Origin of the sequence: Bacillus sp. 1735sda2, from assembly GCF_024159245.1 — a bacterium.
GTDB lineage: Bacteria > Bacillota > Bacilli > Bacillales > Bacillaceae > Bacillus > Bacillus pumilus_O.
The window spans coordinates 1,669,184-1,689,621 of the sequence record NZ_JAMYWZ010000001.1 but is presented as its reverse complement, the minus strand read 5'-3'; the positions used below and the strand labels follow the sequence as shown (position 1 = coordinate 1,689,621).

Genomic DNA, 20,438 nt, shown 5'->3' with positions numbered 1-20,438 from the left:
TCTCTCCTTTTAAAACCAAAAATTCATAAAATCTTTTGTTTCGTTTTATAAACATAAGCTAAAATTTCTGCGATTGCCTTAAAGTATTCCTCTGGCACCGCTTGGTCAATGTCGACCTGATCATAGAGTGCACGAGCGAGCGGCCGGTTTTCTACGGTCATAATATCGTGCTCTTTCGCAATCGTTCTAATTTTCAAAGCCAAAATATCTGTTCCCTTTGCCACAACAAAGGGCGCGTCCATCTTTTCTTCGTCATATTTCAGAGCAATGGCATAATGGGTTGGGTTTGTAATGATGACGTCCGCTTTTGGGACTTCCTGCATCATCCGTCTCATGGCCATTTCCCGCTGACGCTGTTTAATCTTTGATTTTATGAGCGGGTCACCCTCTGATTTTTTATACTCATCTTTGATGTCTTGTTTGGACATCCGTAAGTTTTTTTCATAATCAAATTTCTGATACATATAATCAAGCCCTGCTAAGACCATGAGAGCACCTGCTGCATATAGCCCCATAATCAAGGTCATACTTGCCACGAAATGAAGAGTTTCCTCTGCTGTTAGTAAAGGAAGCCTTAGGATTTCGTCAAAGTGCATCCAAAGTGCAATAAATGTCGCAAAACCAATTAAACCAATTTTTAAAATGGATTTTAATAGTTCTACGAGGGCTCGAATACTGTATATTCGTTTAAACCCTTTGATTGGATCGAGTTTTTCTAATTTTGGTTTGATTACTTCTGTCGAAAAGAGAAAGCCAACTTGCAAATAGTTACTGATAATCCCTGCCAGCATACCAACACCAAGTATTGGCATGAGGAGGAGCCCTGTTTCCTGAAGCAATTCCACAAATAGTTGATGAATATTAGATGTGCTAACTTTCATTAGCATCGTTGTTGAATAAAAACGTTCAATGAGCGCAATAATACGCTCTTTCATAAAAGGCCCAATAAAAAAGAATGATAAAAAGATTAATAGAAATGAGATGGCTGTATTGACGTCGGTACTTTTGGCAACCTGACCTTTTTTACGTGAATCTTGCCTCTTTTTCGGCGTTGCTTTTTCTGTTTTTTCACCTGCGAAAAATTGCAAGTCTAGTCTAAGCCTTGTCATCATGACGAACCACCGACCAATGCTAAGAAATTCCTCATGGTGAGTACAATCGTATCAAATGTATTTTGGACAACTCCAAAGATGACGCCCATACAGATGATAATCATAATAAAACTCACACCCATTTTAATAGGAAGTCCGACAACAAAAACGTTCATCTGCGGGACTGTTCGTGCCACAATGCCTAATGCCAAATCGACCAAAAACAAGCTAGCGACAACTGGTGCTGAGATTTGAAAGGCAATAATGAACATTTGGTTGAAGCTCTTTGCAATAAAATAAGCAAAAGATTCACTGCCGAAATTCAGTGCGTACTGATCAACTGCAATATATTGAAAACTGTAATAGATTCCATCAAGCAGCAGGTGATGTGCATTAGTTGCCAGCATCAATAGCAATGTGACCGTATAAAAAAATTGCCCCATCAGCGGCGTTTGTGCCCCTGTTTGCGGATCAATTACATTGGCGATCGCAAACCCCATTTGAAAATCAATAAATGAGCCGGCAATTTGAACAGCGGACACCATGATATATGCAATCAAACCAAGTAGAAGTCCGACCATTGCTTCTTTCACCGCAAGCATCATATAAAGACCGTCTATGTCGAGTGCTGGCGGTTCCTTAATTGTGCTAAAACTAATCACGGCTAAAAACAGTGAGAATCCAACTCTGTGTACAGCTGGGATCGTTCTATGCGCTAAAAGCGGTACTGTTACAAAAAAAGCGGTGATCCGAATAAAAACTAATAGAAAAGCAGGGAATAATTCTATGATTGACATCGCTCGTTAACCTGCAAATCGATCTAAATTCGAGAACAGCTCTGTCGTAAAGGACACAATGGTCGACAGCATCCATGGACCAAACACAACAAGTCCAATAAGAACTGCAACAATTTTAGGAATGAACGCAAGCGTCTGTTCTTGAATCTGGGTTGTTGCCTGAAATACACTGACAATCAGTCCCACAATAAGAGCGAGCGCTAGAAGCGGCCCACTGACAAGCAATACCACATACACTGATCTTTCAGCCATCGTAATGACAAATTCTGAACTCATGTTTTAAGCACCTACTCTAAAAGCTTTGCAGCAAAGATTTGACAATCAAATACCATCCATCGACTAAAACAAATAACAATATTTTGAAAGGGAGCGATATCATAACCGGAGGAAGCATCATCATCCCCATTGACATCAGGACACTTGCGACGACCATATCAATAATTAAAAATGGAATAAAGATCATGAAACCAATTTGAAATGCCGTCTTTAATTCTGAAATTGCAAATGCGGGTACCATCGCCGTTAACGGAATATCTTTTATCGATTCAGGTGTATCCATTTTTGCGTAACTAAGAAATAAAGCCAAATCCTTCTGTCTCGTATGTTTACTCATAAACTCTTTAATTGGCACTTCGGCTTTTTCATAAGCTTGATTGAGTGTAATGTCATCATTTAAAAGCGGCGTAAGTGCCTCTTTATTAATCTCTGAGAACGTGGGTGCCATGATAAAGAATGTGAGAAACAAAGCAAGCCCAACAAGTACTTGGTTTGGAGGCATTGAGTTGGTTGCAAGTGATGTTCTAACGAATGAAAGTACAATCACAATTCGTGTAAAACATGTCATTAAAATGAGAATGCCTGGTGCAACAGAAAATACGGTTAAAAGTAAAAGAAGACGGACAGACGTACTAATATTCCCTGCTCCGCTGGAATTAAATAAATCGATAAACTCATTCATTTTGTTTCGGGCCTTTCTTTCTGACTTCTGATTGGGTCTTTTTCAATTCGGCTAGCTGTGCCTTCAAATTGGCTGAAAAAGAAGAAGTGGTTGGCTGATCCTTTTTCTTTATCTGAGATGTGAATTTTTGAACGATTTTTGGTAAATCTGTTTTACTTTCCATCGCTTCTTCGTATTGTTGGACGATCGCTTCACATTCTTGTTCATCATCAATTTCTTTTAGCAGCTGGATCGAGTCCGCTACTCCGACAACTAATACTCGTTTGCCCACTTTGATAAGCTGGACTGAACGGTTTTGGCCTACCGTCGTTCCACCAATATTTTCAACATAGCGAAATGGTTTAAGTAAGCGGTTTTGCTTACCAACAAATCTCACCAATCCATATATAAGCAGGATGACAAAAAGTAAAGCACCAATCATTTTGACAAAATCCATAATGGAGACAGAAGAAGAGGGAACTTCTTCTGCCGGATTCGTTTGATTGTCAGTGGTTGTCTTTTCTGTATCCTTTTTGCTGCTTTTCTCTTCTTTGATCCAGTCATTCACTGTGCCATTTTCAGGATCTTTTGTTTCAGCAAACAGTGAGGCGGGTTGCATCGTCAAGAAAAGCATAAAACTGATCATTGCTATACATATCAAACGTTTTTTCAACAAGTCTTACACCCTTTTTTAGCCTAACGTTTTATTAATTGCTTCAAGTACGCGGTCTGCTTGGAACGGCTTCACGATAAAGTCTTTTGCACCTGCTTGGATTGCGTCAATAACCATTGACTGCTGCCCCATTGCAGAACACATGATGATTTTTGCAGAAGCGTCAATTTGTTTAATTTCTTTTAGTGCTGTGATCCCGTCCATTTCTGGCATTGTGATATCCATTGTGACAAGATCTGGAGACGTTTCTTTGTACTTTTCAACTGCTTGAGCACCGTTTTCTGCTTCTCCTACTACATCAAATCCGTTTTTTACAAGAATATCCTTTATCATCATTCTCATGAATGCTGCATCATCTACGATTAATACCTTAGTAGCCATTTACTTATTCTCTCCCTGTATGTTTGTTTATTTTAAATTAGAAAGTCTTTCTGACTGACTTAAAATATCAGTCACACGAACACCAAAGTTCTCATCAATGACAACGACTTCCCCTTTGGCGACGATTCGCTTGTTAACTAGAATGTCTACTGGCTCACCAGCAAGTTTGTCCAGTTCAATGATACTTCCTGCTGAAAGCTCAAGGACTTCTTTGACACTTCGCTGAGTTCTTCCAAGTTCCACCGTAATGGAAAGCGGAATATCCATCAGCATATCAAGATTTCCAAGCTGGCTTGTTGAATGCTGAGGCTCACTGAATGCTTCAAATTCAACTGGTGCCACATTTACAGGTGCTGCCGGTTTTGGCTTCGCCTGTCTTTTTGGCGGAGCTGCTTGCTGCGCTGGTGCAGATTGCGTTTGCGGAGCTGCTTGTTGAGGTTCAGGTGTACTCACTTGAGCTTCTTGAACCGGCTCTTCCTCTTGCGCAGGGTCTGTTAATTCTGCAATTAAATCTTTCGCAAATGTAATAGGATAAAGCTGCATGATATTTGAATCAATGAGTTCACCTATTTTTAATCTGAAGGATACTTTGACAAGCATTTCTGCAGCTGGGATCCGGTCTGTTCCTTCTCCTTCTTTCACATCAAGTAATTCGACGCGAGGCGGAGAAATATCAATCTTTTTATTAAAGACCGTCGACATGGATGTCGCAGCAGATCCCATCATTTGGTTCATCGCTTCTTGTACTGCACTTAAGTGAATTTCGCTTAAAGAAGGGTCAGCATTTGTCCCGTCTCCGCCCATCATTAAGTCCGCAATGACTGCTGCATCTGTTTGCTGGACGACAAGCAGGTTACTTGCGCTGAAGCCTTCCGTATAATTCACTTCAATCGCGACATACGGATGAGGAAATTCCTCATTCAGCATACTTTTTTGAATCACTGTAACAGTTGGGGTGGTAATCTCCACTTTTTGATTTAATAGGGTTGAAAGTGCTGTAGCAGAGCTGCCGAATGAAATATTCCCGATTTCTCCAATGGCATCTTGTTCCATTGCAGATAGGACTGTATCAGGCTCTATATCGTCATTGCTACCTCCTTTAAGGAGCGCATCGATTTCGTCTTGTGATAATTTACTTCCGTTATTCTCCATCTTCTTCACCTCTTATGTCGTGATCTAGAATTTGAATCGCCTGTTTCCGATTCACGCGGCCGGCCTGTCCCAAGAATTTCGGTTTATTTCCGACCATAACAGTAAGAGGCGCATTTACTGGTTTGTCCAAGGCAATACAGTCACCAATTTCCAAATTCAAAAACTCTTCCACCGTCATTTCCGATTCCCCTAGCTCTGCGACTACCGGTATTTTTGCCGTCATTATCCGTTTTTCAATGGCCTTTGTTTCTTGTTGTTTTGGTTCATTTCGTTCAGACTGCATCCAGTAATGTACAGACAGTTTCGGAATAATAGGCTCTAATACAACATGAGGAATACATAGGTTAATAACCCCGCTTACCTCACCTATTTGTGTATTAAGAGAAATGACGACAACTGTTTCGTTTGGTGACACCATTTGTACAAACTGGGGATTTACCTCGAAATCTGCCATTTCAGGCTCGATATCAGTTATGGACTGCCACGCTTCTCTATAATTTTCCAAAGCTCCCTCAAACATGTTTGAGATAATCTTTGTTTCGATCTCTGTAAGTGATTCTGTCTTATTATGACTAATGCCAATCCCGCCCATCAGCCTGTCCATCATGGCATAGCCGATTGTTGGGTTCACTTCAAGCATGATTCTTCCTTCAAGCGGACTGACATAAAATAAGTTTAATAATGTCATATTAGGAATCGAACGAATAAACTCTTCGTATGGTACTTGGTCAACCGAGCTGACAGTAATTTGAATATATGATCTTAGCTGAGCTGAAAAGTGTGTGGTGAGCAGTCTAGCGAAGTTATCGTGAATCCTTGTTAAACTTCGAATCTGGTCTTTCGAAAAGCGCAGTGCACGTTTAAAATCATACACCTTTACTTTTTTCGTCGTTTCTTCTTTTTTCAGCTCTTCAGCATCCATTTCGCCTGTAGATATGGCGGATAATAATGCATCGATCTCATTCTGGGAAAGCACTTCTCCTGACATTTCTTCACCTCCATCGTGTCAATTAATCGCCTCTATTGCAGATTAAAGGAGGTTATATATACTTCTTTCACCTTGCCATCTTGCAAATAGTTATTCACTTTGTTTTTGACTAGTGTTTTAAAATGTTCTCTGCCTTTTTTGCCATCAAGTTCATCTGCATTCGTGTCTGATAAAATGTCAATTACGGCGTCTTTCACTTGAAAACTTCTTTTCTCAAGCTCTTCTTTTGCTTTTTCAGAGTCTGTTTCAATATTCAATACAAGTTTGACCGCATTTCCTTCAGACTTTAAATTGGTGATAATCTCAGGAATTTCAACAGAAGCCTTTACGACTTCATCTGCTGTTGGCTCTTTTTCAGCTTTTGCTTCGTCTGAACCATTCAGCAGAAATATGATGCCTGCTCCTATTCCGCCGATGGCAATAATCATGATTAGCATTACTACGACTAATTTCTTCTTCATTCAAATTCCTCTATTCCTTGATTCAATGAAATGACTTGGATTTTTCTGTAGAAAGAAATGATTTTCTCTTGAAGCTGATCTTCATTTTCTTTCACTACGAATTTCTTTCCATTGGCTAATGTAATGGTCGTGTCTGGAAAGCTTTCGATTTGCTCGATATGGAGAGCGTTCAGCATAAATCCTTTGCCGTTCAATCTTGTTACTTCAATCATATTAAGCAGAGAAGCGATCTTCCGCTCCCCCTACCTCCTATCGTTTCAGATTCACAAGCTCTTGCAGGATTTCATCAGATGTTGTGATCGTCTTTGCATTCGATTGGAATCCACGCTGCGCGATAATCATTTCGGTAAATTCGTCTGTTAAATCAACGTTTGACATTTCAAGTCGACCTGTTTGGATGACGCCCGTTCCTTGTTCACCAGGAACGATAGGGTTACTTGGTGCACCCGAGCTTAACGTTTGACGGTAAAGGTTGTCACCAACTTTGTCTAATCCTGCTGCGTTACTGAAAGATACGAGCGAGACCTGTCCAACATTTCTAGATACGTTGTTTTCAACAACCGAAATCGTTCCATCTGGACCAACACTTACACTTGAAACGCCATCTGGAATCGTTATTTTTTGTCCATTCATTCCTAGAAGGTAGTTTCCATCAGGAGTGACTAAACTTCCTTCTGAGTCCCGTTTAAAGTTACCCGTTCTGGTATAAAGAACTTCTCCTTGACTTTCAATACGGAAAAACCCATCTCCATTGATATAGAAGTCGTAAGGTTCATCTGTGTTTTGAGAAGCTCCAGCTGACATGATTTTATCAATAGAAGATAAAGATGATCCTAAACCAATTTGTTTTGAGTTGATTGAACCAGAGTTATTCGTCGGACCACCTGAGCTTGAAATTGTTTGGCTGACCATATCTTTAAAAGTGATACGGCTTTTTTTGTATCCATGTGTGTTGACGTTGGCTACGTTGTTGGCTACAACATCTAATTTTGATTGGAAGTTTTTCATTCCACTAATTCCTGAGTAAAGTGAGCGTAACATTTATTTTCCTCCTCGAATTACTTCGTTTTTTCTCCAACTGCTGTAACATCCCAAGGGCTGATTTTCGTTCCATCTTCTAAATACAGGAAGTATTCATTGTTTATGTTTTTAACAGATTTCACAGTGCCTGATATATCTTTATCATCCAATTTGCCCGATACTTCTTTACCGATCCACCCTACATACGTCGTAAACGGATCTTGGTGAGCAACAAATGTAGACATGAGCTGATTCAGCTTGGTGATAGAATCGTTCATATTGGTTTGCTGTTCTAAAGATGAAAATGTCGCAAGCTGTGTGACAAACTCACGGTCATCTAGTGGGTTTGTTGGATCTTGGTTTTGAAGCTGCGTGAGCAATATTTTCAAGAATTGATCTTTGCCTAGCGTATCTGTTTTCTTTTCTGCTTTTGAAGAAGTGTCTGTTTGTGCGACTGTTCTATTCGTAGCATCAACTGTTGCCATTAGATTTCCTCCTCTTCTTCATCTGACCCAACAAGAGCATCCAGTACATCTTGGAATTCTGCTTCCTGTTCATCAGGGTTCTGGAAATGATGCCCTTTTGACTGTTGCTGCTTGTTTTCTTCGTTAAATTGTCCAAATAACGACTGTTCATTTGATTGAAGTGGTATATGGAAACGGTCTACTTGAACCGACATATTCGGAAGCGCCTGTTTGAGCTGCGGCAGGTGATGCTCAAGCAGCTCTTTTGCTGCTTGTGTCGAAGCAGTAATCTTACTTGCATACATACCATTTTGCTTCGTCAGCTGAATCGTGATAAATCCGAGATTTTCTGGATTTAATCGAACTGTAAAGCGTCCGCTTGAGTTGCCAAATGGCGTGAATTTCATTTGCTTCCATGTATTTAGAATTTGCTGATCCACCGTTCCCGGCTTTTCATCAGTGGTTTGTGTCTGCTGAACAGGAGCTGCTGATTGCAGTTGAAAAAACTGCTTATGACCTGGCAAGAGCGTATGAGTGATCGTTTTTTCAGAAGCAGGTGCAGCAGTGCTTTGTCCTTTGACAACTTCCTTTTTGATGAGCCACTCAAGAGAAGCAGTCCCTTTAGCAGGAGTAGTAAGAGTAGATTCTTGTCTTGGAGAGACCAATTCTTTTAACTCTCCTAAAGCAATCTTTAACTCTTTGTCTGACCCTTTTGCATTTGCCATCATATGGTCGATTAACTGATTAAAGTGTTTCAGCTCACTTTGAGACATTGAATTCAGCTTTGGTGCTGAACCCTGCTGCGAGAAAAATTGCTCTTTTACTTGCTGAATCAGTTTCTCATCTACCCCATTTTTCGAAAGAAAGTGAATGAAATCTTGACCCTTTGCTTCAATATCTTGCACTATCTTTGCATCAAAGCTGAGCGGCTGTTGATTGAGCAGTTGGTATAAGAAAAAGTGGACTTGTATGAGCTGCTCACTATGTTCAGAAGCTGGCTTATCAGCTTGTTCACCGTAAATGGAGGATTCCATTTTTTGAAACAACTCTTCTAGTGACTCGAGATCAGATGAATCAAGCGTTTGACCTTGAAGTGTTTGAAGGGCGCTAAGAAGGTTTTCGTCGATTCCTTCTTCAGGTGATTGCATCCATTTTTCAATGATTTGCATTGCATCATTGATGGAAAGAGTAGCACCCGCTGTCTCGGCATTCACAAGACCGCTTTCGCTTTGCGCGCCTGCCCCGCTAAGTAATTGTTTAAACAATCCGCTTGCAGAGTTCACGCCGCTCCCCTTTGGTCCCGAGAGACCTTGAGATGATTGCTGTAAGGCTCCAATATCCAATAGCTTCACTTATTGTCCACCCCCATTTTCACTTTCTTTTTTAGCAAGCTCTTTCGTAAACGTAGCTGCCTTCTGAGGTGTTAGTTTTGCTAATATGTCTGTTAGTTTATTTTTGCTTAGCTCTTCAAGAATCTTCAATGCCTCTTTATCACTTAATTCTGATAAAATTTTGGCGGATTTCCCTGCATCCATACTTTCATAGATACTAGCAATCTTCCCTTTAGGTTTCTGGTTAGAGGCTGCTGCCCCATCAGAAGTTGTCCCTGACGCATTATTACTTGATGTATCGCTTGATGAGCTGTTGTTTGATGAACTGTCATTCGAAGACGTATTATTTGCATCATTTTCAGATGTTTTTTCAAGTGAACTGATTTTTTGATTCAGTCTTTTAATCTCTTCATCACTTGTTTTTAAGTCTTTTTGTGCAATTTCAAGTTCATTTTTTTGCTCTTTAATGGTCTTTTTCAGTTCGTTCACTTCTGCATCGCTTTGATTATTATGTGAAGATGACGTTTTTGACGTGTCATCTGAACCAACCAAACTGCTGACGCCCGGAATGTTTTGGAGCGGCTTCTTTAGATCAAAACCTGCCATATAAAGGATTGTGCCAGTCACTAACACAAGCACAATCAATGGGATGATGACAATAAACAAGATCCATTGAAATTTTCCGCCGCTTGATTCTTTCGTTTTTTCCTTCTTAGGCATTCATCTCGACTCCTAATGTCCTTGAAACATGAATTGGCTGATAGAGATATCATCCATTTCTTTCATTTCAATGGCCTTATGTTCAAGGGAAAACTTTTCATATTGCTTTTCTTTCATTTTTTCAAACTTTTTAAATTCAATGTTTTTTTCAGTTAAATCAGATTGTTTTTCATTCATTTGATGGCGCTTCATGATCACAAGCTGCTGATAATGCTGAATGGTGTTATCTAAATTGGTCACAAATTGCTGATAATGACGCATTTCTTGAACACTCATACCACTTCTCAGCTTTTCTTCTTTGCTTTTTTCCATTAATTCTTTTTTACTCATATTTTCATAGAGCTTTTCAGCGACTTGCTCAAATGCCGAAACGGATTGTTGGTACGCTGCGAGTGACTTGTCTTTTTCACTTTCTTTCAGTTCTAAGAGCTTTTGAAATTTGTACTGATATCTCACTGTTTTCGTCAATCCTCTCTATTCATCAAACCGAGCAATACATTCACACTGTCTTCAATAGATACAGCCTCTTCTACATCCTGCTTCAAAAATGAAATCAGATGAGGATAAGCCTGCATGGCATCATCAATGTCTTTCGAGGAGCCCTTTTTATATGCTCCAATGTTAATGAGGTCTTCAGCGTTTTGATAAGTGGATAAAAGCTGGCGGAACCGGTTGGCCGCCTCCTTGTGATCATGACTTGCGATATTGCTCATAACACGGCTGATACTTTTCAGAATATTGACAGCGGGAAATTGTCCTTTGTTGGCTAAAGCACGATCAAGTACAATGTGACCATCTAAGATTCCTCTAACTGTATCAGCGATTGGCTCATTCATATCGTCACCATCAACAAGCACTGTGTAAAACGCTGTGATGGAACCAAGCTGATTCGTTCCAGTTCGTTCAAGTAATTTTGGCAGTATAGCGAACACTGAAGGCGTATATCCTTTTGTCGTTGGCGGTTCACCAGTTGCAAGACCGATTTCCCTTTGTGCCATAGCGACCCGTGTAACAGAGTCCATCATGAACATGACATTTTTTCCTCTGTCTCTAAAATATTCTGCAATAGCTGTTGCTGTATAAGCAGCCTTCATTCTCGTTAGTGCAGGCTGGTCAGAAGTTGCAACGACAACAATCGATCGCTTTAGTCCCTCCGTACCTAAATCCTTTTCAATAAACTCACGAACTTCCCGGCCACGCTCTCCAACAAGGGCAATCACATTCAGATCTGCTTCTGTCTGCTTCGCAATCATCCCCATTAAGGTACTTTTACCAACACCACTTCCAGCAAAAATCCCAATCCTCTGACCAGTACCGACTGTAAGCAGGCTGTCGATCACTCTGACACCAACGCCCATTTTTTCGCGAATAGGTGGCCTGTCCATCGGGTTTGGAGGTGACTGATCTGTGGAAACAGGTGCAAGTCCCTTTGGAAGCATACTGCCGTCCAGTGGTTCACCGAAGGCATCAACCACTTCGCCAATTAACCCCGTACCAACTTTGACCTTTAGCGACTCACCTGTCGCTTCAACTAGACTTCCTGGTGAAATGTTGGATGCTTCTACATAAGGCATGAGCAGAATATGTTCATCTCTAAAACCTACAACCTCTGCTTTTATCGGATCGTGCTTACGTCCCTTTTTATGAATGAGACACACGTCTCCGATAGAACTTTCCGGCCCCTTAGATTCAATCATCAGTCCAACAACTCGATTGACTTTACCAAATCGTTTATAAGGATCAGCGGTTTCAATCGTTTCTTTTAACACATCGATGTTCATTTGTGATCACCTGAATCAATGACTTCTAGTAGCTTTTCTTTCAACTGATTCATTTGGGTATCAACACTCGCTTCCACTTTTCCAAAGCTTGTTTCTACGTAACAAGTCCCTTTTGGCGCTTTTTCATCTGAGTAAATGGCAAGGTGTGTATCCTTTTGAAGGATTCTGATTAATTCGTCTTTATACTCCATCACATGATCGTAATGTTCAGGGTCCACATAGATGGAAATATCGTCATATTCTTTCACTTCAGAAATGACCTGCTTCACGAGAGCCAAAAATTGATCTTTCGTGTCATCAGCCGAGTACCAAACGCGTTTGGCGAGTTCAAAAGCCAGTTCCACAATTTTTTCTGCGGAGCTTTCAATTTTCTCTTCGTAATCCTGCTTGGCAAGACTGACAATGTCATTTGCTTGATCAAGAATTGATTGATACTGACTCATCGCATCTGCTTCACCCTTTTGGAAGCCATCTTGGTACCCAGCTTGTTTCGCTTCTTCAATGAGCTGCATTCTTTCTTCTTCAAAATCAGCGCGGCGCTGATTGATTTCAGCCATTGTTTTTTCAAGCTCATTATTTGCTTGTTCTACTATACGACTTGCTTGATCTTCAGCATCACTTAGTACAAGCTGCGATGCTTCTGTTTCATTGACAAGCTCTTCTTCATGATGTTCTTTTTTGAACTCCACTTGCTGCAAAGGAATCGTTTGCCGGCGTTGCTCAGGAATAACAGATGTTTCATGTTTGATAATCCTAGACAATGATATCGTCTCCTCCGCCTCGAGCTATGACAATTTCTCCAGCTTCCTCGAGTCGTCTTACGATGCTGACAATACGGGTTTGTGCTTCCTCGACATCTCTAAGCCGGACAGGTCCCATAAACTCCATTTCTTCTTTGAACGTTTCGACCATTCTCTGTGACATGTTGCGGAAGACAATTTCTTTGACCTCTTCGCTTGCCACTTTGAGTGCGAGCAATAAGTCATCATTTTCAACGTCTCTGATCACGCGCTGAATCGCTCTGCTGTCAAGTGTGACAATATCTTCAAAGACAAACATACGTTTCTTAATTTCATCAGCAAGCTCAGGATCTTGAATTTCAAGAGTGTCTAAAATGGTCTTCTCGGTCGCACGGTCTACACCATTTAGTACTTCTACAACCGCTTCGACTCCGCCCGTTTGCGTATAGTCTTGCGTAAAGGTTGAAGAAAGCTTTTGCTCAAGAATGCGTTCCACTTCATTGATGATCTCTGGAGATGTGCGGTCCATTAAAGCAATACGTCTCGCAACCTCTGTTTGTACATCCTCGCCTAATTCAGATAATATCTGTCCTGCTTGGACTGGATCTAAGTAGGAAAGGATGAGCGCAATGGTTTGTGGATGCTCATGCTGGATAAAGTTTAAGATTTGTTCTGGGTCAGCCTTTCGAGCAAAATCAAACGGCTTCACTTGAAGCGAGGATGTTAATCGGTTTAAGATGCTGTCCGCTTTGTCCTCACCAAGTGCTTTTTCAAGTACTTGTCTTGCGTACATAAGACCGCCTTGTGATATGTAGTCCTGCGCGATGGCGATGCTGTGAAACTCTTCGATGATTTCATCTTTTTTAGCAGTATCTACACTTCGTACATTGGAAATTTCAAGTGTTAATTTTTCTATTTCGTCTTCAGACAGATGTTTGTATACAGATGCTGACACGTCTAGCCCTAAGGAAATCATTAGGATTGCTGCTTTTTGTCTGCCTGTTAGTCGATTTGGATCTTTTCTCGACATGTGTATTCCTCCTAATCCTCGGACAGCCAGCTGCGTAGCAATTTAGCAAAGTCTTCTGGTTTATCTTTTGCCATTTTCTCAAGCTGATTTTTCCTCACCATTTCCTCTGTTTCTGGTTCAGTGTCGATATCAGGAACATGGAGTGGTGTACGTTCATCAAACTCAAACTCTTCTTCCTCTTCTTTTCTGCGTCTACGCACAAGAAGAATAATAAGAGCGATAATTGCAAGTAGTAGCACACCGCCTACAATATAAACCCAGATTGGAATATTGTTTGATGGGTTTTCTGCTGCTGTTTGCTGTTTACCGTCTAATTTTGATACAGATAAAACAATTTTGTTATCTAAGTCTGCTTGAGTGAGCGCTTGACCATTTGTGTATTCTTTATCAATTGACGTGCTAATGATCGTTGAAAGAATCTTTTTAATATCATCTTGCCGTTCAGCTGTTAAAGAGTTCACATCGTTTGCCGTTGGTGGTTCGACCAATGCTTGAATGCCAACATCTCTAATTTTATAAGGGCTCTCTTTGATATCTTTATGAATGCGGTTGACTTCATAGTTGATACGATCTTCGCTCTTTTCGTAATTTCCGCTACCATTCGCTCCATCGGCGCCTTGATAGTTTGTGACATCATCATCGCCAGTTCCAGCGGTTCCACCAGCTGCTGCACCGTTTCCTGAATAAGTTTCAGCAATCTTTTCAGCACTGACAGCGATGCCTTGCATGTTTTCTTTATCAACTGGTTCTACAAGGTCTTCTTTTCTTTTCTCTTCAGTAAAATCAATGTCTGTTGTGACCGATACAGCGACTTTTTCTTGACCCATCATTGTTCCGAGCAGCTGTTGAATTTTTCTTTGAAGGTTCTTTTCAATTTCTTCTTTTTTCTGCTGCTGCGCATCCATTCCACTTGCATAGGAATCGGAACTGCTGTTTAAGTCGTAGTAGTTTGAATCTTGGTCCATAATGACAATGTTTTCTGTCTTTAAATTCGGTACACTTTTTGAAATAAGATGATAAAGGCCTTTTACTTGCTGCGGCGAGAGCGTGTACCCACGTTCAACTTGCAGCACAATAGATGCTGATGCATTACTTTGCTCTTCTCCAACAAAAACGGAATCTTTTGGCAAGTTAATCATAACTTTTGAATCTTTAATTCCATCAATCGTGTTGATCAGATTGGACAGTTCTGTCTGAGTTGCGTCTACTTTCAGAACATCAAATTCATTATCTGTTAAACCGAAGCCGGAATTGTTCGCAAAGAAGGAATAATCAATCTTCCCTGTCTTGGGAAGGCCTTGAGATGCGAGTGTTACTTTTAAAGAGTCTGCCTGCTTTTCTGGAACGAGAATCGTTGTTCCATTGTTTGCAAGTTCCGATTTAATTTTTTTGCCATCCAGTTCCTGTTTGATTTGCCCTGCTTCTGACTCAGACAAATCTTTAAACAATGGAACCATTTTTTCAGAAGAAGCAAAGATGCTAACAACCGTAATAATGATTGCTAGGGCAGCAACGCCACCAATCATAAGTATTTTTTGTAATTTTGATCGATTTCGCCAAAACTCAACTGTTTTTGTTCTTAATTGCATTAAAGTACGATTCATCTTAACCCCCGGTCATTCCATTCAGTCTTTTTTTGTCCGTCAGCACCTCCTACATCTGCATTCTCATAATCTCTTGGTACGCTTCGACCGCTTTATTTCGAAACTCCGTTGCAGCTGTGAGTGTCACACTCGCTTTTTGCGAGGCAATCATGACTTCATCGAGATTGACATCTTTTCCTTGTGCAAGTGCATTTGTATACTGGTCTGATTTTAGCTGTGATTGATTTAATGCCTCAATGGAATTCTTCAGCACATCAGAGAAATTCGTTTGACTTTTAGGTGCAGCCGCATGAACAGACGATGCATTAGTCAATTCACTTGCTTGCTGAGCAGCTTGAAGCTGGAAAGGAGATATTGCGTTAACCAATTCTTTTCACCTTACTTTCCTATTTCTAAAGCTTTCATCAACATGCTTTTATTCGCATTTAGTGCGGTCACGTTTGCTTCATATGACCTTGAGCTGCTGATGAGGTCAACCATTTCCTTTAATGGATCAACATTAGGTGTTTGAACATATCCATTTTCATTGGCATCGGGATTTGTAGGATCATATTGAAGGTTGAATGGAGTTTCGTCTTCTGTAATCTTCGTTGCTTTCACGCCGTTTCCTAATTTACCGCTCGAATTCATGCTTGAATTTAATATAGATGAAAATGATTCACCTGACGGCTGTAATGTGACGAGCTTACGTCTATAAGGCTCCCAGTTGCCATCAACCTGTTTCGCTCTTGTTGTATCCATATTTGCAAGGTTAGAGGATACAACGTCCATTCTGAGCCTCTGTGCTGTTAGTGCAGAGGCTGAAGCGTTAACGCCTGAAAAAATTGACATCACTTACCTCCTGTCAAAACTGTTTTAAGAGAATTGAATTTTCCACTCATTCTTTCAACCAACGCATTATACTGAATTTGGTTTTTAGCGAGTTCACTCATCTCTTGATCAATATCGACATTATTTCCGTTTTCTTGATATGAAGTACGGTTGCTCGAAACAACTGAATAATTAGACCCTGTTTTAGAAAAATCAATGTGACCTTGGTATGTTTTTTTAGCATCTAACTTGATCGACGCATCGTTTAGCATATCATGAAATGCGACGTTTTTCGACTTGTAGTTCGGTGTGTCTATATTCGCGATATTATTGCTTATGACTTTTTGCTTAACATTCGCTCTGCCCAAGGCATTCTCAAGGTTGCTTATCGTTCCAGAAAATATATCCAAAACCATATACCTCCAATCATATGTATTTCATTCCATTTAATCATGTCGAGATTTGTAAAACCATATGTTCATTGTAAGAAATAATAGGATTAAAGTCTATGATGTATATGTAAAAAAAACTCGTAATATATATCTATTTTACGAATAGGTATAAAGACCTAGATTCAAAGAACTAAGAATTGTAAGGGTTTTCTTGGAAAAAAGAGTGTCATTTTTCGGACAAATCCTCTTTTTTTATAAAAAAAACCCCTTTTCAGCTTGTATTTCTGCTGAAAAGGGGTTTTGTTTAATGAGATTTTAAATTTTCAAGTTCGATTAAAAATTTGTTGTTTAACACTTTGATATATGTTCCCTTCATTCCAAGAGAGCGTGATTCGATGACGCCAGCACTTTCTAACTTACGTAAGGCGTTCACGATCACTGAACGAGTGATTCCTACACGGTCAGCAATTTTACTTGCCACTAGAAGCCCTTCGTTGCCATCAAGTTCTTCAAAGATGTGTTCAATGGCTTCAAGCTCACTATATGATAGAGAACTAATTGCCATTTGGACAACAGCTTTACTTCTTGCTTCTTCTTCGATTTCCTCTGCTTTCTCACGAAGGATTTCCATTCCAACAACTGTTGCTCCGTATTCAGCAAGAATTAAATCATCGTCTTTAAATGTATCTTGCAAACGAGACAGAATTAACGTTCCTAAACGATCTCCTCCTCCGATAATTGGCACAATCGTTGTCAAACCTGATTCAAATAAATCACGGTTCTCAATCGGGAAAGCTGTATACTCACTGTTAATGTCAAGGTTTGAAGATGTTTCAGGGATGTTGAATAGACTCTTTGTATATTCTTCAGGGAACTGACGGTCTTCAAGCATTTTCTTCATACGCGGATTTTCAATCTGCTGGTTGATCGAGTAGCCTAGAAGCTTCCCTCTTCTGCTTAATACGAAAATGTTTGAATCAATGACATCTCTCAACGTTTCTGCCATTTCCTTAAAATTAACTGGTTTCCCCGCTGCATCTTGCAGCATTGAGTTAATAATCCTTGTTTTTTGTAGTAACGCCATTTTAATGATCCTCCTAGATTACTTTATTCATTTGTTAAAGTATAAATTGACTTAAGTCTTTGTTATTTGCAATCTTTCCTAGCTTCTCTTCTACATACTGAGGGGTAATGGTCACTGTCCCTAGTGTAATATCAGGCGCCTCAAATGAAAGCTCTTCAAGCAGCTTTTCAAGTATGGTATGAAGCCTTCTTGCACCGATGTTATCTGTCTCCTGATTGACATGATAAGCCACTTCGGCAATCTTATGAATAGCATCGTCAGAAAATTCAAGAGATATACCTTCCGTTTCAAGTAAAGCTTTATATTGCTTTAATAATGCATTATCTGGTTCCGTTAAGATTTTCACAAAGTCTTCGATACTTAATTTATCTAATTCTACACGAATTGGGAAGCGTCCTTGAAGCTCTGGAATCAAATCTGATGGTTTTGCCATATGAAATGCCCCTGCTGCTACAAAAAGCACATGGTCTGTTTTCACTGCCCCATATTTCGTCATCACAGTTGAACCTTCTACAATCGGTAAAATATCACGTTGAACCCCTTCACGAGAAACATCTGCAGATGATGCACCACCGCTTTTGGCGATTTTGTCGATTTCGTCGATAAAAATAATCCCTTGCTGCTCTGCTTTATAGACAGCTTCTTGACTAACTTCATCCATGTCAATCAGTTTGGAAGCTTCCTCAGCTGTTAACGCCTTTCTCGCTTCTCTAACGGTCAGCTTTCTGCGTTTTTTCTTTTTAGGCATGAGATTGCCGAGCGCATCCTGCATGTTCATGCCCATTTGCTCCATACCCGAGCCCTGAAGCATATCAAACATGGATGGCTGCTGCTCTTCGATTTCAATTGTGACATAATGATCTTCAAGTTCGCCCATGGCCAGTTGATGAGCGATTCGTTTTCTTGTCGATTCAAGTTCAACTTCTTCACTTGATTGATCTCGATCACGGTCATCTTCATCAGATCCACCAAACAGCATCTCAAAAGGATTTTTCACAGACTGGCTTTTTTTCTTGCCAGGAACAAGTAAATGAACAAGACGTTTATTTGCTTGTTTTTCTGCTTCTTCTTGCACATCTTTCATCTTGTCTTCTTTGACAATTCTGATCGCTGTCTCAACTAGATCTCTGACCATTGATTCTACATCACGGCCAACGTAACCAACTTCAGTAAACTTCGTCGCTTCCACTTTAATGAAAGGCGCACCAGAAATTTTTGCAATTCTGCGGGCAATCTCTGTTTTCCCCACACCTGTTGGACCGATCATTAAAATGTTTTTCGGAACGACTTCATCCTTTAGCTTATCATGTAAAAGGCTTCTTCTGTAACGGTTTCTTAAAGCCACCGCCACTGCTTTTTTCGCATCAAGCTGACCAATAATGTATTGATCAAGCTTTTCAACTATCTCTCTTGGGGTGAACGGCTTTTTCTCCATACGTCTCATGTCCTTTCTATTCAAGCTCTTCTAAAGTGATTTGATCATTCGTGTAGACACAGATTTCTCCAGCGGTTTCAAGAGCAGCCTTTGCAATATCTCTTGCTGTGAGGTGATCACCTGCATGTGTTTTGAGTGCTCTCCCAGCACTAAGCGCATAATTGCCGCCTGAGCCAATGGCCAAAATACCGTCATCTGGTTCGATGACTTCTCCTGTCCCAGAGACAAGCAGGATACTGTCTTTGTTCATAACGATCAGCATGGCCTCAAGCTGCCTCAGCATCTTGTCACTACGCCATTCTTTTGCTAGTTCTACGGCTGCCCGCTTTAAGTTACCACCATATTCTTCAAGTTTCGTTTCAAACTTTTCAAAGAGTGTAAATGCATCTGCTACTGAACCTGCAAAACCGGCAAGCACCTTGCCTCCGAAAAGACGGCGCACTTTTTTTGCCGTGTGTTTCATCACGACAGCCTGCCCGAAAGTGACTTGACCGTCTCCAGCCATCGCACTTTTCCCTTTATGTTGAACGGCAAAGATGGTTGTTGCATGAAATGATGACATGAAAAAACCTCCTTTTAGGATCGTTTAAAAGCCCTTGGGTGATGAGACATGTACGTCTTCCTTAAAGAATCCTTTGATACATGCGTGTACACCTGAGTTGATGATAAATTCGAATGACCAAGAAGTTCTTGAACACTTCTCAAATCCGCTCCCTCATTTAAGAGGTGTGTGGCAAAGGTGTGCCTTAACATGTGAGGATGGATATGTAATGTGCCTGACGCCTTTTTCATTAGTTCAGTGAGAATGTATCGAACGCCTCTATCTGTAAGAGGCGCCCCGCGCTGATTCAAAAATACATAAGCATCAGCACGATCTTTCCCCTTCGCTTTCAGCTTGAGCCTGCCATCTTCTAAATAAGTGATGAGCGCTTCATGTGCATAGGAACCAAAAGGTACATACCGCTGCTTGCTGCCTTTCCCTTGAACTAGCACTGTATCCATCGATAAATCAAGATCAGATTCTTTTAATGAACATAACTCACTGACCCTCATACCTGTTGCATAAAGAAGTTCTAAAATCGCTTGGTTTCTTTGCCCAAGCGGTGTGCTGACATCAGAAACTGTAAAAAGCTCCTTCAGTTCCTCTTCATACAAAAATGAAGGAATTCGCTTATCCTGCTTTGGTAAGCTCACGAGTAAAAAAGGATTTTCTTTCACAAGCTGTTCTCTTAATAGAAATTTATAAAAGCTGCGAAGCGCAGAGACTTTCTTACTAATCGTTCTTCTTGTCAGGCCTTTTTCATAAGCTTCTGTTAAATAAATTCTCGTATCTTGATAGGATACCTCTTCAAAACCGTCTATTCCTTGAACGTTCATAAATCTGACAAACTCTTCAATCGCTTCTGTATATCCTGAGATGGTTAAAGCAGAATAGTTTTTTTCAATTTGCAGATATTCAATGAATAAGTGGACAAGACGCTGTTTATTCGTCATTTTTACACCTCTTTAAGGCTTTTAAATGGTATCACATATCTTGCTTTCCGTGC

Annotated in this window: 26 protein-coding genes; all 26 read right to left on the bottom strand. The window is 40.4% G+C overall.

All coding sequences use genetic code 11. The features are described from left to right. Positions 1–23: 23 nt before the first annotated feature. The 26 genes from flhB to xerC all read right to left on the bottom strand — a co-directional run bounded on the left by flhB (position 24) and on the right by xerC (position 20,385). Positions 24–1,112, bottom strand: coding sequence for a flagellar biosynthesis protein FlhB (gene flhB / locus NKR21_RS08720; protein WP_012009968.1), 1,089 nt, complete (start codon positions 1,110–1,112; stop codon positions 24–26). After that, positions 1,109–1,888, bottom strand: a complete 780-nt coding sequence (gene fliR / locus NKR21_RS08715) for a flagellar biosynthetic protein FliR (RefSeq protein WP_012009967.1) — start codon at positions 1,886–1,888, stop codon at positions 1,109–1,111. Before fliR ends, flhB begins: the two co-directional genes overlap by 4 nt. A 6-nt stretch (positions 1,889–1,894) precedes the next feature. After that, positions 1,895–2,164 (bottom strand): flagellar biosynthesis protein FliQ, encoded by a 270-nt coding sequence (gene fliQ, locus NKR21_RS08710; protein ID WP_003211206.1) that lies wholly within the window; start codon positions 2,162–2,164, stop codon positions 1,895–1,897. Positions 2,165–2,180: 16 nt separating this feature from the next. Continuing rightward, complete coding sequence (fliP, locus tag NKR21_RS08705) at positions 2,181–2,846, bottom strand: flagellar type III secretion system pore protein FliP (RefSeq protein WP_007499580.1); 666 nt, start codon at positions 2,844–2,846, stop codon at positions 2,181–2,183. Beyond that, the gene (gene fliZ, locus NKR21_RS08700) at positions 2,839–3,498 is read right to left on the bottom strand and encodes a flagella biosynthesis regulatory protein FliZ (RefSeq protein ID WP_012009966.1); all 660 of its coding nucleotides are present in this window, start codon (positions 3,496–3,498) and stop codon (positions 2,839–2,841) included. Before fliZ ends, fliP begins: the two co-directional genes overlap by 8 nt. Before the next feature lie 18 nt (positions 3,499–3,516). Beyond that, positions 3,517–3,879 carry a chemotaxis protein CheY gene (locus tag NKR21_RS08695; protein WP_007499584.1) on the bottom strand — a complete coding sequence of 121 codons (363 nt, stop codon included), beginning with the start codon at positions 3,877–3,879 and terminating at the stop codon, positions 3,517–3,519. Between the two features lie 27 nt (positions 3,880–3,906). Beyond that, positions 3,907–5,031, bottom strand: a complete 1,125-nt coding sequence (gene fliY / locus NKR21_RS08690; protein WP_012009965.1) for a flagellar motor switch phosphatase FliY — start codon at positions 5,029–5,031, stop codon at positions 3,907–3,909. After that, positions 5,021–6,019 carry a flagellar motor switch protein FliM gene (fliM, locus tag NKR21_RS08685; protein ID WP_003212239.1) on the bottom strand — a complete coding sequence of 333 codons (999 nt, stop codon included), beginning with the start codon at positions 6,017–6,019 and terminating at the stop codon, positions 5,021–5,023. The genes fliY and fliM overlap by 11 nt, the downstream gene beginning before the upstream one ends. A 32-nt stretch (positions 6,020–6,051) precedes the next feature. Continuing rightward, a complete protein-coding gene (fliL, locus tag NKR21_RS08680; protein ID WP_012009964.1) occupies positions 6,052–6,480 on the bottom strand; it encodes a flagellar basal body-associated protein FliL in 429 nt (142 codons plus the stop codon). Then, positions 6,477–6,692 carry a swarming motility protein SwrD gene (swrD, locus tag NKR21_RS08675; protein ID WP_012009963.1) on the bottom strand — a complete coding sequence of 72 codons (216 nt, stop codon included), beginning with the start codon at positions 6,690–6,692 and terminating at the stop codon, positions 6,477–6,479. Before swrD ends, fliL begins: the two co-directional genes overlap by 4 nt. A gap of 37 nt (positions 6,693–6,729) precedes the next feature. Further along, on the bottom strand, positions 6,730–7,521 hold the full coding sequence (flgG, locus tag NKR21_RS08670; protein ID WP_144456016.1) for a flagellar basal body rod protein FlgG: 792 nt from the start codon (positions 7,519–7,521) through the stop codon (positions 6,730–6,732). 17 nt (positions 7,522–7,538) lie between these two features. Beyond that, complete coding sequence (gene flgD, locus NKR21_RS08665) at positions 7,539–7,985, bottom strand: flagellar hook assembly protein FlgD (RefSeq protein ID WP_003211424.1); 447 nt, start codon at positions 7,983–7,985, stop codon at positions 7,539–7,541. Next, positions 7,985–9,316, bottom strand: a complete 1,332-nt coding sequence (locus tag NKR21_RS08660) for a flagellar hook-length control protein FliK (protein WP_088001453.1) — start codon at positions 9,314–9,316, stop codon at positions 7,985–7,987. Before NKR21_RS08660 ends, flgD begins: the two co-directional genes overlap by 1 nt. Next, positions 9,317–10,015 carry a MotE family protein gene (locus NKR21_RS08655; RefSeq protein WP_119124848.1) on the bottom strand — a complete coding sequence of 233 codons (699 nt, stop codon included), beginning with the start codon at positions 10,013–10,015 and terminating at the stop codon, positions 9,317–9,319. A 12-nt stretch (positions 10,016–10,027) separates the two neighbouring features. After that, complete coding sequence (gene fliJ, locus NKR21_RS08650; protein WP_034620036.1) at positions 10,028–10,471, bottom strand: flagellar export protein FliJ; 444 nt, start codon at positions 10,469–10,471, stop codon at positions 10,028–10,030. Between the two features lie 8 nt (positions 10,472–10,479). Beyond that, positions 10,480–11,796 (bottom strand): flagellar protein export ATPase FliI, encoded by a 1,317-nt coding sequence (gene fliI, locus NKR21_RS08645; protein ID WP_012009957.1) that lies wholly within the window; start codon positions 11,794–11,796, stop codon positions 10,480–10,482. After that, positions 11,793–12,557 (bottom strand): flagellar assembly protein FliH, encoded by a 765-nt coding sequence (gene fliH, locus NKR21_RS08640; protein WP_012009956.1) that lies wholly within the window; start codon positions 12,555–12,557, stop codon positions 11,793–11,795. Before fliH ends, fliI begins: the two co-directional genes overlap by 4 nt. Then, entirely contained in the window at positions 12,550–13,566 is a 1,017-nt protein-coding gene (gene fliG / locus NKR21_RS08635) for a flagellar motor switch protein FliG (RefSeq protein WP_012009955.1), read from the bottom strand. The genes fliH and fliG overlap by 8 nt, the downstream gene beginning before the upstream one ends. An 11-nt stretch (positions 13,567–13,577) precedes the next feature. Next, entirely contained in the window at positions 13,578–15,170 is a 1,593-nt protein-coding gene (gene fliF, locus NKR21_RS08630; RefSeq protein WP_012009954.1) for a flagellar basal-body MS-ring/collar protein FliF, read from the bottom strand. A 49-nt stretch (positions 15,171–15,219) separates the two neighbouring features. Next, positions 15,220–15,537: a flagellar hook-basal body complex protein FliE gene (fliE, locus tag NKR21_RS08625; protein WP_003212183.1), complete on the bottom strand. Its 318-nt coding sequence runs from the start codon at positions 15,535–15,537 to the stop codon at positions 15,220–15,222. Positions 15,538–15,548: 11 nt separating this feature from the next. Then, positions 15,549–16,001 (bottom strand): flagellar basal body rod protein FlgC, encoded by a 453-nt coding sequence (gene flgC, locus NKR21_RS08620; RefSeq protein ID WP_012009953.1) that lies wholly within the window; start codon positions 15,999–16,001, stop codon positions 15,549–15,551. Next, positions 16,001–16,390 carry a flagellar basal body rod protein FlgB gene (flgB, locus tag NKR21_RS08615; protein ID WP_012009952.1) on the bottom strand — a complete coding sequence of 130 codons (390 nt, stop codon included), beginning with the start codon at positions 16,388–16,390 and terminating at the stop codon, positions 16,001–16,003. The genes flgC and flgB overlap by 1 nt, the downstream gene beginning before the upstream one ends. A 286-nt stretch (positions 16,391–16,676) precedes the next feature. Next, positions 16,677–17,456, bottom strand: a complete 780-nt coding sequence (gene codY, locus NKR21_RS08610) for a GTP-sensing pleiotropic transcriptional regulator CodY (protein ID WP_012009951.1) — start codon at positions 17,454–17,456, stop codon at positions 16,677–16,679. Positions 17,457–17,490: 34 nt separating this feature from the next. Beyond that, entirely contained in the window at positions 17,491–18,891 is a 1,401-nt protein-coding gene (hslU, locus tag NKR21_RS08605) for an ATP-dependent protease ATPase subunit HslU (RefSeq protein WP_119124847.1), read from the bottom strand. 16 nt (positions 18,892–18,907) lie between these two features. Further along, positions 18,908–19,453, bottom strand: coding sequence for an ATP-dependent protease subunit HslV (hslV, locus tag NKR21_RS08600; protein ID WP_003211247.1), 546 nt, complete (start codon positions 19,451–19,453; stop codon positions 18,908–18,910). Between the two features lie 14 nt (positions 19,454–19,467). Then, positions 19,468–20,385, bottom strand: a complete 918-nt coding sequence (gene xerC / locus NKR21_RS08595; protein ID WP_119124846.1) for a tyrosine recombinase XerC — start codon at positions 20,383–20,385, stop codon at positions 19,468–19,470. Between the last annotated feature and the right edge of the window lie 53 nt (positions 20,386–20,438).

Excerpts from the sequence above, each read along its gene's own strand:
- flhB (WP_012009968.1), bottom strand. The coding sequence starts at position 1,112 with ATGATGACAAGGCTTAGACTAGACTTGCAATTTTTCGCAGGTGAAAAA.
- fliR (WP_012009967.1), bottom strand. The coding sequence starts at position 1,888 with ATGTCAATCATAGAATTATTCCCTGCTTTTCTATTAGTTTTTATTCGG.
- fliQ (WP_003211206.1), bottom strand. The coding sequence starts at position 2,164 with ATGAGTTCAGAATTTGTCATTACGATGGCTGAAAGATCAGTGTATGTG.
- fliP (WP_007499580.1), bottom strand. The coding sequence starts at position 2,846 with ATGAATGAGTTTATCGATTTATTTAATTCCAGCGGAGCAGGGAATATT.
- NKR21_RS08695 (WP_007499584.1), bottom strand. The coding sequence starts at position 3,879 with ATGGCTACTAAGGTATTAATCGTAGATGATGCAGCATTCATGAGAATG.
- fliY (WP_012009965.1), bottom strand. The coding sequence starts at position 5,031 with ATGGAGAATAACGGAAGTAAATTATCACAAGACGAAATCGATGCGCTC.
- fliM (WP_003212239.1), bottom strand. The coding sequence starts at position 6,019 with ATGTCAGGAGAAGTGCTTTCCCAGAATGAGATCGATGCATTATTATCC.
- fliL (WP_012009964.1), bottom strand. The coding sequence starts at position 6,480 with ATGAAGAAGAAATTAGTCGTAGTAATGCTAATCATGATTATTGCCATC.
- swrD (WP_012009963.1), bottom strand. The coding sequence starts at position 6,692 with ATGATTGAAGTAACAAGATTGAACGGCAAAGGATTTATGCTGAACGCT.
- flgG (WP_144456016.1), bottom strand. The coding sequence starts at position 7,521 with ATGTTACGCTCACTTTACTCAGGAATTAGTGGAATGAAAAACTTCCAA.
- flgD (WP_003211424.1), bottom strand. The coding sequence starts at position 7,985 with ATGGCAACAGTTGATGCTACGAATAGAACAGTCGCACAAACAGACACT.
- NKR21_RS08655 (WP_119124848.1), bottom strand. The coding sequence starts at position 10,015 with ATGCCTAAGAAGGAAAAAACGAAAGAATCAAGCGGCGGAAAATTTCAA.
- fliI (WP_012009957.1), bottom strand. The coding sequence starts at position 11,796 with ATGAACATCGATGTGTTAAAAGAAACGATTGAAACCGCTGATCCTTAT.
- fliG (WP_012009955.1), bottom strand. The coding sequence starts at position 13,566 with ATGTCGAGAAAAGATCCAAATCGACTAACAGGCAGACAAAAAGCAGCA.
- fliF (WP_012009954.1), bottom strand. The coding sequence starts at position 15,170 with ATGAATCGTACTTTAATGCAATTAAGAACAAAAACAGTTGAGTTTTGG.
- flgC (WP_012009953.1), bottom strand. The coding sequence starts at position 16,001 with ATGTCAATTTTTTCAGGCGTTAACGCTTCAGCCTCTGCACTAACAGCA.
- codY (WP_012009951.1), bottom strand. The coding sequence starts at position 17,456 with ATGGCGTTACTACAAAAAACAAGGATTATTAACTCAATGCTGCAAGAT.
- hslU (WP_119124847.1), bottom strand. The coding sequence starts at position 18,891 with ATGGAGAAAAAGCCGTTCACCCCAAGAGAGATAGTTGAAAAGCTTGAT.
- hslV (WP_003211247.1), bottom strand. The coding sequence starts at position 19,453 with ATGTCATCATTTCATGCAACAACCATCTTTGCCGTTCAACATAAAGGG.
- xerC (WP_119124846.1), bottom strand. The coding sequence starts at position 20,385 with ATGACGAATAAACAGCGTCTTGTCCACTTATTCATTGAATATCTGCAA.